The 14,072-nt window shown below is 60.1% G+C and carries 14 protein-coding genes; 10 read left to right on the forward strand and 4 right to left on the reverse strand.

What is annotated here, in order from left to right; all coding sequences use genetic code 11:
* On the forward strand, nt 1-507 hold a 507-nt coding region (locus tag ACIREA_RS13130), incomplete at its 5' end, for an HPP family protein (RefSeq protein WP_397382729.1).
* Here ACIREA_RS13130 and ACIREA_RS13135 read toward each other — a convergent pair.
* On the reverse strand, nt 485-1,444 hold the full coding sequence (locus tag ACIREA_RS13135) for a YndJ family transporter (protein ID WP_397382730.1): 960 nt from the start codon (nt 1,442-1,444) through the stop codon (nt 485-487). The genes ACIREA_RS13130 and ACIREA_RS13135 overlap by 23 nt on opposite strands.
* On the reverse strand, nt 1,441-1,983 hold the full coding sequence (locus ACIREA_RS13140; protein WP_397382731.1) for a DUF1990 family protein: 543 nt from the start codon (nt 1,981-1,983) through the stop codon (nt 1,441-1,443). The genes ACIREA_RS13135 and ACIREA_RS13140 overlap by 4 nt, the downstream gene beginning before the upstream one ends.
* Nucleotides 1,984-2,106: 123 nt before the next feature.
* On the opposite strand from ACIREA_RS13140, the gene ACIREA_RS13145 reads away from it, so the two are divergent.
* From ACIREA_RS13145 to ACIREA_RS13160, 4 genes are read left to right on the forward strand one after another with little or no spacing between them, the layout of a single operon-like run.
* On the forward strand, nt 2,107-2,769 hold the full coding sequence (locus tag ACIREA_RS13145) for an HAD family hydrolase (protein WP_397382732.1): 663 nt from the start codon (nt 2,107-2,109) through the stop codon (nt 2,767-2,769).
* Nucleotides 2,766-3,005: a hypothetical protein gene (locus tag ACIREA_RS13150; RefSeq protein WP_397382733.1), complete on the forward strand. Its 240-nt coding sequence runs from the start codon at nt 2,766-2,768 to the stop codon at nt 3,003-3,005. Before ACIREA_RS13145 ends, ACIREA_RS13150 begins: the two co-directional genes overlap by 4 nt.
* Nucleotides 3,006-3,059: 54 nt before the next feature.
* On the forward strand, nt 3,060-4,460 hold the full coding sequence (locus ACIREA_RS13155) for a DUF2851 family protein (protein WP_397382734.1): 1,401 nt from the start codon (nt 3,060-3,062) through the stop codon (nt 4,458-4,460).
* 22 nt (nt 4,461-4,482) lie between these two features.
* Complete coding sequence (locus ACIREA_RS13160; protein ID WP_397382735.1) at nt 4,483-5,904, forward strand: pectate lyase; 1,422 nt, start codon at nt 4,483-4,485, stop codon at nt 5,902-5,904.
* A 41-nt stretch (nt 5,905-5,945) separates the two neighbouring features.
* Here ACIREA_RS13160 and ACIREA_RS13165 read toward each other — a convergent pair whose 3' ends face one another.
* Complete coding sequence (locus tag ACIREA_RS13165; RefSeq protein WP_397382736.1) at nt 5,946-6,680, reverse strand: CorA family divalent cation transporter; 735 nt, start codon at nt 6,678-6,680, stop codon at nt 5,946-5,948.
* 2 nt (nt 6,681-6,682) lie between these two features.
* Here ACIREA_RS13165 and ACIREA_RS13170 point away from each other — a divergent pair, with 2 nt between their 5' ends.
* Both ACIREA_RS13170 and murC read left to right on the forward strand, forming a co-directional pair.
* Complete coding sequence (locus ACIREA_RS13170) at nt 6,683-7,036, forward strand: hypothetical protein (protein WP_397382737.1); 354 nt, start codon at nt 6,683-6,685, stop codon at nt 7,034-7,036.
* 146 nt (nt 7,037-7,182) lie between these two features.
* The gene (murC, locus tag ACIREA_RS13175) at nt 7,183-9,489 is read left to right on the forward strand and encodes a UDP-N-acetylmuramate--L-alanine ligase (protein WP_397382738.1); all 2,307 of its coding nucleotides are present in this window, start codon (nt 7,183-7,185) and stop codon (nt 9,487-9,489) included.
* 6 nt (nt 9,490-9,495) lie between these two features.
* On the opposite strand, the gene ACIREA_RS13180 is transcribed toward murC, so the two are convergent.
* Nucleotides 9,496-10,197, reverse strand: a complete 702-nt coding sequence (locus ACIREA_RS13180) for a hypothetical protein (RefSeq protein ID WP_397382739.1) — start codon at nt 10,195-10,197, stop codon at nt 9,496-9,498.
* Nucleotides 10,198-10,368: 171 nt separating this feature from the next.
* Between ACIREA_RS13180 and ACIREA_RS13185 the strand changes: the two genes are divergently transcribed.
* From ACIREA_RS13185 to ACIREA_RS13195, 3 genes are all read left to right on the forward strand, one after another.
* A complete protein-coding gene (locus tag ACIREA_RS13185) occupies nt 10,369-12,285 on the forward strand; it encodes an O-antigen ligase family protein (RefSeq protein ID WP_397382740.1) in 1,917 nt (638 codons plus the stop codon).
* A 46-nt stretch (nt 12,286-12,331) separates the two neighbouring features.
* Entirely contained in the window at nt 12,332-12,928 is a 597-nt protein-coding gene (gene leuD, locus ACIREA_RS13190; RefSeq protein ID WP_397382741.1) for a 3-isopropylmalate dehydratase small subunit, read from the forward strand.
* Between the two features lie 27 nt (nt 12,929-12,955).
* A partial coding sequence (locus tag ACIREA_RS13195) for a DRTGG domain-containing protein (protein ID WP_397382742.1) occupies nt 12,956-14,072 on the forward strand: 1,117 nt, incomplete at its 3' end.

Consider the following 14,072-nt stretch of genomic DNA (forward strand, 5'->3'; position numbering starts at 1 on the left):
GGTCAGACCTTCAAGACCCTCGCCAAAAGCATCGGCTCACTGGATGCCCTCTTCCGTGGCACCGCGCAGCAGTACCATCTGCCGGAGGAAATTCAGAACACGGTGGACATGATTCCAGAAGCGACCCGCAAAGCCTGTGCCGCCGATGTCATGACGCGCAACATCGCTTCTCTGGACGCCAGCGTAACCCTACAAGATGCCGTGGCGGAGTTTCAAGCCCATCCGCACAGCACCTACCCTGTCACCACAAACGGCTGCGTCATCGGCCTGCTGCGCCGCTCCGTTGCCTATGAATGGCTTAAAAATCACGGCCTCACCTGCGTGGACAAGCTGCAAGCGCTGCCATTGACCAACCCCTTCTGCATCACCGCAGACACCCCCGTGCCTGTGCTCGTCGGCACCCTGATGCGCAGCGGCGTCAGCAAGGCGGTCGTCGTCGATGAGGAAAAACGCCTCCTCGGCATGATCACATTGTTTGATCTGCTCAAGGGCGCTCAGAACGTGTGACCGCACCTCGCCACGCCAGAATGCCACACAGTCCGAAGCCAAACGCATTCAGCGTCCCATGGATCGCCCACATCTGCGGCATCGTCAGCGCGAAGTTCGGGATCACGTAGCGCAGACCAAATCCGAGAGCCAGAACCATCGCAGCGAACAGCGATGCGCCTGAAATGAGAAAGCCGATCCGTGCCAGAATCGAGCGCTGCCGTTCCAGTCCCCGCCACACTTGTGAAACAGCGACTCCCAGTGCGCCCAGCACCAAAATCGCCACGCCAAATGGCTCCACAAACTTCAGCACCCCAAAGTGCGTGCCGGTAATGCCCACGGCCACCAGCGGCACACCGAGTAAAATCGCCACACATGAAAAGCGCGTCCAGCATCCCGGATTCGCTTTGGCATTCAGTCCTGCCATCAGCGGCAGCGTAAAACCCGCATGATGAAAATGCGCCGCCGTGAGCAGCACGATGAGCGGATCAAATCCCCACGGTGCCCAGTTGGCACGATGTGCCACAATCCATGCGGCACCGATGGCGGGGAAGACCGCCGCCGCATACACGCAAGCAGTGGCAGCCGAAGGTAGTCCCGTTCTGCGGCACTCCATCGCTACATCCTTCACCACATACAAACGTGCCACGAGCCAGGGCAATGCTAACAAGGTTGCCCCAATGCCGGGCACGAGCTGAAACGATCCGGCCATCGCAACTGCAGCCGCATATTCAAGCTTGTACTGCAGACGCGACATGCCAGACCACGAGGGCATCAGCATCAGCGGAGAGAAGAGCAGCAGCGCCGGCACAAAAAAAGTATTGTCCAGCGGCAGCAGGCTCACCGCTGGCAGCAGGCTCACCGCTGGCAGCAGGCTCACCGCTGGCAGCAGGCCCACCGCTATAAGCAAGACAAGCGGTTTGAACCACGATTGGAAGGCATACGCATACCTGTTCATGCCACAGCCTCCCTCATCCTCGCTTGCGAATCCCGCACAAACCGGCACTGCCACCAGCGCGCCAGCGGAAACCCCAGCCACGCCATCCAATGTCGTGGATGTGAAAACGCACGGATCACATACCACACACTGCCATCCGTCCACTGCTCAATGATGAACTGCTCTTCGCCGCACTCCGCATGCTCCGGCAGGGTGCCATAGACAAAGCCGTGCGTATGCTTTGAGTCACAGCGCCGCAGAATGCGGCAGGGATTCACCCACCACAGTCCGCAGATTTGCACCATCATCGCCACGATCTGTCCCACCTCCTGGCCTTTGACTTCCAGACGGCTGACCTCCGCCCACTTTGGAAACATGACCCACGCATCCAGAGCCTCGCATGCGGTGCGATAGGCTTCTTCTCCACTGCCCAGCCTCGCCGCATGCTCATCGGCGATGAATCCATCCGCCAGTGGCGGCGTATAGCTCAAGGGCTCATTTTTCCATAACTCCAGCCATCCTTGCAGTTGTTCGGGGGCTGGTTGTCTGAGGCTGAGCATCGTGGCAGCACGCTGCCATGGCCTTGGGGACGAAAGAAACGAAAAAGCACAAAAAGTGGACCTGCCAGTTTTCACAGCTTTCGAATCTTTTGCATCTTTCGCTACTTTCGGCCATCCATCCGCATGCCCCCACCCATCCGCGCCGTGATCTTCGACTTCGACGGCCTCATCGTTGACACTGAAAGCACCGGTTACCACACTTGGAGAGAAATCTTCGACCAGCATGGCCATGATCTGCCCGTGGAGCGCTACGCACAGGCGGTCGGCACCGATTTCCTCACCGGCAGCTACGATCCCAAGCGTGACCTCGAACAGCTCACCGGTCGCGAGTTTGACTGGGACGCGGTTGAGGTGCAGCGCAAGACCCGCGAGCGTGAACTGCGCAAGCATCTGCATCTGCTGCCCGGCGTGGCGGACCGCCTTCAGGAAGCAGCCGCACTCGGTCTGCGCATCGCCATTGCCAGCAGCAGCCCGCGCGTGTGGATCGATTCCTGGATGGATCAGCTCGGCCTGCATGCTCATTTCCATCACATCTCCACCGTCGATGATACCGGCAAGGTGAAGCCCGACCCCAGCCTCTTCCTGCATGCCGCCGAAAACCTCGGTGTCGCACCGGAGGAGGCCGTCATCTTCGAAGACTCCCTCAACGGCCTCCGCGCCGCCATGGCCGCAGGCATCCGCTGCATCGTCGCACCGGGGCCCATGACACGGCACTTGGATTTTACCGGTGCGTGGAAACGCGTGGATTCCCTCGCGCATTTCTCACTCATGGAACTCATGGCATGAAGCTGCACGCTCTGCTCTCCCTGTGTCTCATCAGCACCCTTCACGCGGCTGATCAAGCTTGGTTGAGCACGGGCGAATTCCAGTGGCAAAGCTCGCCACAACTCATCGGTCTCGTGGAAAACGCTGCCGAGCATCAGCCAGAGAGCCGCCATCAGCAGGCACAGCACCAGCACCACGGCGCCTTGTTTCAGGAGGCGGTGGAATCAATCTCATCCGGCGGGATCGCGAAACCATAAATCCAGTGGCATTCCGCGCCAGACCCTCCTTGGTGTCCCTCACGCCCAACCGCCATGACGCCGCTCCCGCTTGCCGACCGCTATGCACGTTTTCGCGACGCCGTATTTACCGGCGTAGCCGAAACGTTGCCGGGTTTTGCCGAGCCCATGACGGAGATGGAACTGCAAAGCCTATGGTTCTCCGGCGCCTTTGGCAGTGAGTTCACCACCACGGATGGCAAGGCCGTGAGCATTGCCGATTTCGGTGTCTGGAATTCCGGTGCGGGCCCGGACTTCAACGGATGCGCCATCGTGATCGACGGACAGACCATCCGCGGCGACATCGAACTCGATCCCGATGCCCGAGACTGGGAACGGCATACGCATGGAGCCAACGAGAACTTCAACCGCGTCGTCCTGCACCTTTTCCTGCATGCTCCGGAAGAGCGCTTCTACACGCGTAACAGCGCGCACCACGCTGTGCCCCAAGTTCTTCTGAATGCCGGCATGCTCCCGGAGGGCATCAAGCCCAAACGCCACCTCGCTGAGGCCAGGCTGGGCCGTTGCGCCGTCCCCCTGCGGGGCATGGAAGCAGCACGCGTGCAGTCCATCATCGAATCCGCCGCGCAGCATCGACTTGAGCTCAAATCAAAGCGTCTGCACCGCAGCGTGGCCGCTCAAGGTCGCGAGCAGGCGATCTATCAGGCGCTGGCGCAGACACTGGGCTATCGCAAAAACCAGCAGCCCTTCGCCATTCTCTCCCAGCGGCTGCCATTGAAGAAAATCACCCAGCTCGATGCCGCAAAGCGCGAGGCATGGCTCTTCGGCGTCTCCGGTTTCCTCGAAAGCGTCCGCAGTGACGACACCGAGTCCGCCACACGCTCCTACCTGCGCGAGCTCTGGAGCGAATGGTGGAAGCTGCGCAGCGGCGTGGAGCGCTGGCTGGACGACCGCCAGCTCCTGCGCTGGAAGCTCAATGCCATCCGCCCCGGCAATCATCCGCAGCGGCGACTCGGCGCGCTCACCGCATTGCTGCGTTCCTGGTCCTCCATCGTCACCCCGCTCGCCGATGCCACACGCTGGAGCCAGGCCGCATGGCGCGAGTCCTTGCTCAACCTCACGCATGACTTCTGGGCCACCCACTACACTCTCCTCTCCGAAACGGCGGAGAAACCCGTCGCCTTGATTGGCGAGACACGAGTGCAGGAGATGCTCGCCAACGTCGCCTACCCGCTGCTGGTGCCGGAGCGCACACGCCTGTGGGCTGAGTATCTCGAACTCCCCGCCCTACTGGACAATCAAAAGGTGCGCCGCGCCGTGCAGCGGCTTTTTGGTGAGGACCCGCGCAGCCGCGACTTCACCAAAAAACTGCACCAGCAGCAAGGCCTGCTGCAGATCTATGAGGACTTCTGCCTCGAAGACGACTCAGCCTGCGCCGACTGCCCCTTTCCGGAAAGATTGAAGGAGTGGAGCTAAAGCCGACGTTTTGGCGTCCACCATGCGCTCGTTTCTCGTTCTCGCCCTCTCCTCGTCGCTCGCTCTCGCTGCAGATCTGCCTGATCCCGCCGTCATCACGGCGGCAATGAAGAAGGCCGTCACCTATGCTCACTCCCATCTCGCCCGCGAAGGTGGCTATGCATCCTCCTATGACAAAGAGGGTAAGATAGGCGAAGTCGAGCACGCCAAATCACCCACCATCATCTCCATCCAGCCTCCCGGCACGACAACGATGGGCCTGGTGATTCTCCGAGCTTATCAGGCCATAGGGGATGAAGTTTTCCTCAACGCGGCCAAAGATGCGGCCAAGGCATTGCTCAAATGCCAGCTCGCCTCCGGCGGCTGGGACAGCGACTTCGATTTCGATCCTGAAAAGGCCAAAAAGTACCACCTGCGCAGCGATCTCGACGCCGGAGACAAGGAGCCCGGCAAACGCCGCAACAGCACCACCCTCGATGACAACAAGACCGAGTCCGCTCTGCTCTTCCTCCTCGAAATGGTCCACGAGCCCGCCTGCAAAGACGATGCCGAATTGAAGCGCTGCACCAAGTTTGCCTTTGATGCCCTGCTCGCCGCCCAGGCCCCCATCGGTGCCTGGCCGCAGCAGTTCTCCGGCCCGGCGGACCCAACCGCTCCGGTGCTCAAAGCCAGCTATCCTGAAACGTGGAGCCGCACCTTCCCTGCCATCAAATACACCGGCTTTTACACGCTCAACGACGACAACCTGCAGCAGATCGCCAGGGTGCTGTTCCGTGCCTACGAACTCGAGAAGGACGAGCGTTACCTCGCTGCGTTGAAGAAACTAGGCGACTTCTTCCTGCTGGCGCAAATGCCGGAGCCGCAGCCCGTCTGGGCGCAGCAGTATGACCGCGACATGCATCCGGTCTGGGCGCGCAAATTCGAGCCGCCATCCGTCACAGGTAATGAAAGCGTAGGCGCTCTGGAAGTGCTGCATCACCTTTGGGTGCTCACGGGAGATGAAAAATACCTCAAGCCCATCCAGCCCGCCCTCGCATGGTTCGAACGCTCCAACCTGCCTGACGGCACCCATGCCCGCTTCTACGAACTGCAGACCAACAAGCCCCTGTTCTTCGTCAAGGACACTTACGTCCTGACCTATGACGACAGCAACATGCCCACGCATTACTCATTCAAGGTCAGCCAGCAGAGCAAGCTCGACACCTTCAAGAAGCAGCTCGCCAAAGGCCGCGAAGAACTACAGCTCCACTTCGCCGGACCTCAGACGCCGAAGGAATGGGCCAGCCGCGCCAAAGGTGCCGCCTCAAAAGCTAAAAAAGCCGCCGAATCCCTCGACAGCGAGGGCCGGTGGATCAAAGACGACGCCATCGATTGCTCTGAATTCGTCAAACACATGAACGCCATGACGAATTACTTCGAGGCGCGAAAAAAGAGCGGAGAGTAGCCAGTTGCATGACCACTCCACCGCGCAAGGGTTTCCAGACTTTAACGCCTGGCCACCACGAACGAACTCATCACCAGGCCGATGATCACCCCCACCGCCGCGATGAGCCAGAAATTCGTTGGCGTATCGGCCACATCCGCCCGCACATACATGCTGAACAGGCCCGTCAGCGCCGTGAGAGGCAGAAACAGCGCGGCCATCACATTCAGGCGATGTGAGGTGTTCGCCATGATCTTCGCGCTTTGCGCCTGCGCCTCGGCTTGCTTCGCCACGGTGAAGTTCAGGCCAAACTGCGCGTCCTGCAGCAGCAGTTCAGCAGTGCGCTCCACACTCGCCGCCTGATCTCGCAGATTGATCACATCGCGGTCTGCTTTAATGAATTCACGCGCCTGCTGCAGCGCACGATGCAGGCCGCGCGAACTGCGCAGCACAGGTGCGATGGCTTCGAGCACCTTGTGGTACTCGGCGGCCGTTTGAGCAGCGTGCTCCTGCTTGTCCAGTTCATCCAGCCTCGCCACATACGCCGTCAAATGATTTTGCAGCGCGAGACTGCCTCCGTTGTCCGGGCTGGATTTCCAAGCACCGTCCGGCTGCCGCCAAAACAGCGCGGGCCGGCGGGTGATGTCATCGGGCCCGGGCAGCTGGTGGAGAATAAGCAGCAGGTGCTCCTCCTCATAGATCGCACGCTGCGTCCCTGCTTCCCGGCCCACCCGGTTGCGAATGGCCTCCGGAATGCTGGCCCAAAGTTTCGGAATGATTTGAATGTCTGGTTTCATGATTGGGATTTTTTCAATCCCGCCACCATGAGAGCAGAACCACGCGATTCGAGCGATTGGAAAATGCAGGAGGATTTGTCAGTGACCGGGAGGTCTGGTTGGATTCTCTTCCGTCCCACAAATTTGACAATCTTGAGGGAGTCACGCACGGTTCGTCCATCATGGTAAAAAGCATCAATGCTCCATTCGCCGAGGAACAACATCGTGAGAACGAGCAGGCAGAAAAACGCAAATGGAACTGGTTAAGGAATGAATTGAGCGCAGGTTTTACTGCTGCTGAATCGGAGTTTTTGCCCCTGAATGCAAAGGATTTGATCTCCAAGGCAAAACGGCGCAAAAAAGCTGGAGCCTGCTAAGATCTATCCAGCGCGCTCAGACGCGCATCATTTAGATGCTGGACCAACACTGAGCGGAAGAATCCCTGCTAAAAACTCAGTAAGCAGACTCACCACAAATCTTGCCCCCACGCGAATCACGGCCTAGCTTCTGCGCTCATCCCATCATGACCCACGCCGTCCTCAGCCTCCTCAAAGAAAGCCGTCACCCCATGCGCATCGACCTCATCGGGGTCGCTGGTTCGGGCATGAGTGGACTGGCCCTTCTGCTACTGGGCCTAGGCCATAAGGTCAGCGGTTCCGACAAGGCGACAACGGTGGAGACAGACCGCCTGCAAAAGCTCGGCCTCCAGTTCTTCCACGGGCACACCGAGAAAGAGGTCGAGGACTGCGACATGGTCATCTACTCCAGCGCCATCAAGCCGGGCAACGTGGCCTATGAAGCCGCCTATAAACAGGGCATTTCCCTCATCCGTCGTGCGGAAGCTCTGGCTGCTGTGATGGCGAACAAAAAAGGCGTCGTCGTCTGCGGCACTCATGGCAAGACAACCACCTCCGCGCTCACCGCGCATGTGCTGCGCCAGGGCGGCCTCAAGCCCAGCCACTACGTCGGCGCGGAGATCCCCATCCTCGGTTCCAATGCGCACTGGGACACCGAGGGCGAGCTCTTTGTGGCCGAAGGGGATGAAAGCGACGGCACACTGGTGAACTTCCATCCTGAGCACGCCATCGTGCTGAACATCGAGCCTGAGCATCTCGACTTCTATGACGGCATCGAGGCCATCAAGACCGTCTTCCGCAAGGTCCTCAGCCAGACACGGACCCATTGGGTGTACTGCGCCGAAGATCCCGTGGCCAGCGAAGTCTGTGCCGGGCCCCAAGGCGTGAGCTACGGCTGGAGCCGCTCGCACGATTTCTCGGCCAACATCCTCTCGATGAAGCCGGATCATTCCGAGTTCGAAGTGTACCAAAAAGACCAGCTTCTCGGCACGGCCACTCTCGGTATTCCCGGCAAGCACAACGTCAGCAACGCGCTCGCGGCCATCGCCCTCGCCACCCGCTGTGGTGTCACGTTTGAGGCCATCCAGCACGCACTGCGCACCTTCCGCGGTGCCAAGCGCCGTTTCGAAATCCGCCACAGTGGGGAGCGCTTCACCGTCGTGGACGACTACGGCCATCACCCCAGCGAAATCGCCGCCACTCTGGCCACCGCCAAAGGCTTGAACGCCAAGCGCATCGTCTGCCTCTTCCAGCCGCATCGCTACAGCCGCACGCAGCTCTTGAAAAAAGAGTTCGGCGCCAGCTTTAACGACGTGGACGAACTCTTCGTCACCGATGTCTATCCCGCCAGCGAAAAGCCCCTCCCCGGTGTCAGTGGCGAGACGATTCTCGAAGAGGTGAAGCTGCAAAACGATCACACCAAGACTGGCAGCACACCCACGATGCCCATCGCACGCGACAAGGTGGGCAATGCCCTCCGCCCCGGCGATCTGCTCATCACCCTCGGTGCTGGCAACGTCCACGAAGTCGGCCGCTGCATCGCCCGCGATCTGCCCGTCCTCGAAAAACTCTGCGCTATCCTCGAAGCCAACGGCGGCGGTGTGGCCAAGCTCTATGAGCCCATGTCCCGCCACACCACCTGGCTCATCGGCGGCCCCGCGCAGTACTGGATCGAGCCCCGCAATGAAGCCTCCTTCGCGGAAGTCGTGCGCTACTTGCGCTCGGCCTCGATTCCCATCCGCGTCATCGGCCGCGGCTCCAATCTCCTCGTCAAAGACGGCGGCATCCGCGGCGCAGTGATTCACACCAAAGGCGACTTCGAAAACGTGACCGTGAACGGTGACCTGATCACCGCCGGAGCCGGAGCACGGCTCAAGAAAATCGCCAGCGCGGCCCGCAATGCAGGACTCGGCGGCTTTGAATGGATGGAAGGCATTCCCGGAAATCTCGGCGGCGCCATCCGTATGAACGCCGGCGCGATGGGATCCGAAACCTTCGACCAAATCGTCAGCGTGCGTTTCATCGACACAGACGGCAGCATCAAGGAAAAGCCGCTGGCCGAAATCACCCACCACTACCGCAGCGTGCCGGAGTTTGAAGAGCGCTACGTCGTCTCCGCCGTGTTCAAAGGCACCCCTGCCCCGCAGGCCGAAATCGACACCAAGCTCGCCGCCTCCCACCAAAAACGCCGCACTTCGCAGCCCGTCGGTGCCAGCGCCGGATGCACCTTCAAAAACCCCGAAATCTGCGGCGCAGGCAAACTCATCGACGATCTCGCCCTCAAAGGCCGCAGCGTCGGCAAAGCCATCGTCAGCGACGTCCACGCCAACTTCATCGTCAATCAAGGCGGCGCCACCGCCCGCGAAGTCCTCGACCTCGTGTCCCAGATCAAAGACACCGCCATGCACGAGCGCGGCGTGATTCTGGAGATGGAAGTGAAGGTCATCGGCGAAGACCAGCCTTTGCCTCTGTAATCCAGTTCACCCAAGAATTTGACCGGAAATTTGATCTGTAGAGACAAACTCCCGCACCTGCATCGCAGGGTCAGTGCCCGCGAAGCATGCGGGAGCAATCATCGTTGAGTTGATGATACGAGATGCCTGCGGATCAGGCACCGGAATCAAAGCACCATGTAGCACACCATAAGTCGCTCCATGCGTTCCTGGCTCTGCAATACTGTTGTTGATGATGACAATGCGGGGGCAGTCCTCATGCCAGTTCGTGATAGTGGAGACATGGCCGCGTAACAGTTCAGCGCCAGCATTGAACATCGGATTGTGCTGCCTCATAAACTCCGCAGGCGACAGCCCCATGTCAGACGCGCAGCGGCTGAAGTCTGCAATTTGAAACTCGCTGCGCACTTTCGTGGGCTCGTAGCCGAGCATGAGAAACGACCGCTCTGGAGCACCGTCGAGGTGCAGCTTGGTGCTGTTCTGCTGGTCGAAACGGCCCAGAGAAAGATACTCAAGGGGTTCGCCCCACTGCGCCGCGTGGAGCTCTGAAAGGCGCTCCTTGAGCGCCGTCATGAGGCATCGTAATTCGTGCGAATCCACCTCCGCCGTCAGCACCAAAACGGCAAAGCCTGGCTGACTGCAGTCGGAACGAAATACACGCTTGAAGACCTCTTTAGCCTCTCGGCTGACATCCGTTGATTCGATGAACAGGCTTTCGGCTACAGTCATCCGAGATAGAAGACGTGACCCGGTTGGCACGCAAGATTCTTGTCCAGCCACAGTGCGCCTCTGACTGCCACCAGCCTTACGTTTAATATGAGTCAGATAACTTTTCAGTGTCCAACTTTGGAGAACAGGTGTTCATTTTCCGCTTGTTCCGTCCGTAGGCGGTCTTTTGACATGCAGAAACTCGCCCTCATTCTCTTTCTCCTCGGCCTGTTCGTGACCGGATTGCTCGGCACGGAGACACGCCTTCTGTTCTTCTGGCCGGGGTGTCTGCTGCTGGGTCTGGCAGGCTTGGTGGCCGTGCTGCGCTGGAAATTGCGCGTGAGTTTTCAACCGAGTGACTGGTGTTTACTCACCGTGCTCATGCTGGCAGGCTACGTGGGTTGGCGCGCCTGGGCTTCCCCCGTGGAAATCTATGCACGTGAGGACGCCGCCGTGCTGCTGGCAGGCTTCGTGGCCTATTTGTTGACGGTGACCGCTGTCAGCGACTCGAAATGGCGGCTGGGCATCGTGTGTGTTCTGCTGGTGCTGGTGGCAGGGAATCTGACCGCCGGCTGGGTGCATTTCAAAGGGCGCTGGGATTTCCATCTGGTGCCGGGCTTCTCGCGCTCCTTCCCGCCCGGGCGCATCGGCGGCTTTTTCAACAACCCCAACCATCTCGCCGCATTCCTGTCCTTCACGGCTTTCCTGTCGGCAGGCCTGATGCTGTTTGCGCGCATTCACATCGCCTCGCGGCTGCTGCTGGGTTTTGCCATTTTATCAATGCTCGCAGGAGTGGCCCTGACAGCCAGCCGGGCGGCGATGTTGGGTTTTGCCGTCGGTGGAGTGGTGTTTGTGCTGCTCACTCTTTGGATCGTATGGAGCACCAAGCGGTCGCTCTTTAAATGGCTGATCATCGCCCTGCTGCTGGTGGGGGGCGCTGCGGGCGGCGCTCTCTACAAAGTGAATGAGGACTCCATGGTCAGGCGGCAGCTGACGAGCCCGCTGGGCGAAGACATGCGCGTGAACATCTGGCGCGCCGCGCTGGCACAGAATGCAGAGTCACCCTGGATCGGCGTGGGATCACGCATGTTTTACGAAGGCAGCATCACGCATCGGGATCCAGAGTCTTCCCCACACATGGGAGATGCCCTCTTCGCTCATAATGAATACCTGCAGACCCTGGCGGATTACGGCTGGGCCGGGCTGGCTCTGGTGCTGCTCGTAGTGCTGGCACACCTGCTCAACGGCCAGCGTTTCCTGCGCTGGTACACGGCAGAAAAATTCCCCGCCACCGGCATGCTCGGCAGCAATGCGCTGGCGCTCACCATCGGCGGCATCGCCGCACTGCTGGCCACGCTGGTGCAGGCGGTGTTTGAATTTCAAGGCCACATCCCGATCACGGCCTTGGTCGGTGCCATCCTCCTCGGCCTGCTCGCCAATCCCGGCATTGAGAGCGAAGTGTTCAAATCCCGCCGCATCTGGGGGCTGCGCTTCCTCATGAAAATCGCCATGCTAGCAGCCTCCGCCGCGCTGCTCGCTGCCGCAGCGATCTTCGGAACGGCGGATGGTTATGCGGCCTATGCCCGGCTCCAAATCAAGGATGGCGAAACAGGGAAAGCTCTGGGTCATTTCGCTCGCGCCACGCTCATGGACCCACGTAATGCCGTGCTGGCCTATCAGCACGGGGTGGCCTTGATGGACTCGATCAATTCCCACATGACCAAGGATGTCTACCTCCGCACCGTGGACTCCTCGCTGAAAGAACTCACCCGTGCGACCGCGCTCAATCCCTACAATTACCTCTACCAGCTCGCCCTGGCGGATGCCCTGGATGCCGCTGGCAAAAACGACGCCGCTTTTCAGGCCATCCAGCGGGCGCTGACCCTCGCCCCGCTCTACGAAGAGCCCCGCCTGGCCCTGGGCATGCACTATCACCGCATGAAACACTATCAGGAGGCTGAATTTGCCTACCTCTGGGCCGGAAAAGCGAAAGCCCTGAACCCCGAAGGCACCACCAACTGGCTGGACAGCTACCGCGAACTCCTGCGCCAGACCGCCCTGGAGGCCGATCAGGCACGGACCGCCCTGATCAAGCAGCAAGGACGCTGAGATGTGCATTGCCCTCACGCCGAATTCCGTTACTGTCGCACCCCTCATGGCACTCGCAAAAATCACCCAAGTTACCGGCTGCGGCGTTTACGTTCCTGGCTCGGACATCGACACTGACCGCATCATCCCGGCACGCTTCATGAAATGCGTGACCTTTGACGGACTCGGTGAATTCGCCTTCTACGACGTGCGTTTCGACAAGGACGGCAAGCCCACCGGCCACCCCCTTGACGATCCTCGTTTCAAAGGCGCCAACATCCTGCTCTCCGGCACCAATTTCGGCTGTGGCAGCTCCCGTGAGCACGCCCCTCAGGCCCTCTATCGCTTCGGCATCCGTGCCGTGATCGCCGAGAGCTTCGCAGAGATCTTTTTCGGCAACTGCACCACACTGGGCATCCCCTGCGTGTGCGCAAGCGCTGCAGACATCCGCGTGCTGGCCAACGAGATCGAGCGCAACCCACAGCTCGAAGTCACCATCGACGTCGCTGCCGGAAAAGTGTTCTTTGAAGACCAGGAATTCGCCATCACCCTGCCAGGCACTGCGCTCGAAGCACTGACCACCGGCAAGTGGGACCCCATCGCCGAACTTCTTGAAAACAAGGACGCAGTGCATGCCCGCATCACGGCACTGGGTTTTGCCTGAGCTTGTCCCCTCTTCACCGCCTGACGCATGGCCGCCACTGAAACAGCCGCGACGGATCATTCGTCGCTGATCGTCCGCATTTCCTCGGCCTTGCGTCCGACCACCTCTCCGGACACGATCCATGTGATCGGGCATCGCAATCCCGATACGGACGCCATCTGTTCCGCCATCGGCTACGCAGCCTTCTTGCGTGATGTTCGCGGCATGAAGGCCGAAGCCGCCTGCTGTGGCGAACTCAGCGTGCGTACCAACTGGGTGCTGCAAACCGCAGGCGTTCCCGGCCCCAAGCTCCTGCTCGATGTCCGGCCCACCGCCGCCTCCATCTGCCGGCGTGATGTGTTCACTGCCAGCCCGCACCAGACCTTCCTCTCCGTCTATCGGATGATGATGGATCACAACTTCCGCAGCATCCCCATCGTCGATGACGAAGGACGCCTGCTCGGTATGCCGGCCATTCAGGAGCTCGCGCAGCTCTTTCTGCCGGCGCAGACAAATGACAAAACTGATCAGGCCAATCGTGAAGTCCGCAGCAGCCTGCTGAACATTGTCAACGCTCTCGACGGCATCCTTGGTGGTGCCGCCGCCGATCTGGAAACAATTCAGGATTTCGTGCTCGTCGTCGCAGCATCCAGCTTGGAGACCACGCACAAACGCACCCAGCAGTTCCCGGCAAACCGCCTTGTGATGATCACGGGCGACCGCCCGGAGATTCACGAACTGGCGATCGAGATGAATGCGCGCTGCCTCATCATCACCGGCAAGTTCAAAGCCACCTCCAGCATCCTGACGCGGGCCGCACAGCAGGGTGTCGCCATCATTTATTCACCCTACGACACCGCCAGCACCTCACAGCTGCTGCGCTTCTCACGTCCCATCGGTGAGGCGCTGACACACGAGTTCCTTTCCTTCGGTTCACGCACGCCGCTGCGCGAAATCGTCCCAGCGGCCCAGCATTCCGGCCAGCCGCTGTTCCCCGTAGTCGATGAAGAAACCCAGAAGCTCCTCGGTGTCTTCTCCAAGTCCGACCTGATCGATCTGCCACGCATGAAGCTCGTGCTGGTGGATCACAATGAATTTGCCCAGGCCGTGGCCGGTGCCGATGAGGCTGAAATCATCGAGGTCATCGATCACCATCGTCTCAGCG

Source organism: Prosthecobacter sp. (assembly GCF_044373815.1).
In the GTDB taxonomy this organism is placed as follows: Bacteria; Verrucomicrobiota; Verrucomicrobiia; order Verrucomicrobiales; family Verrucomicrobiaceae; genus Prosthecobacter.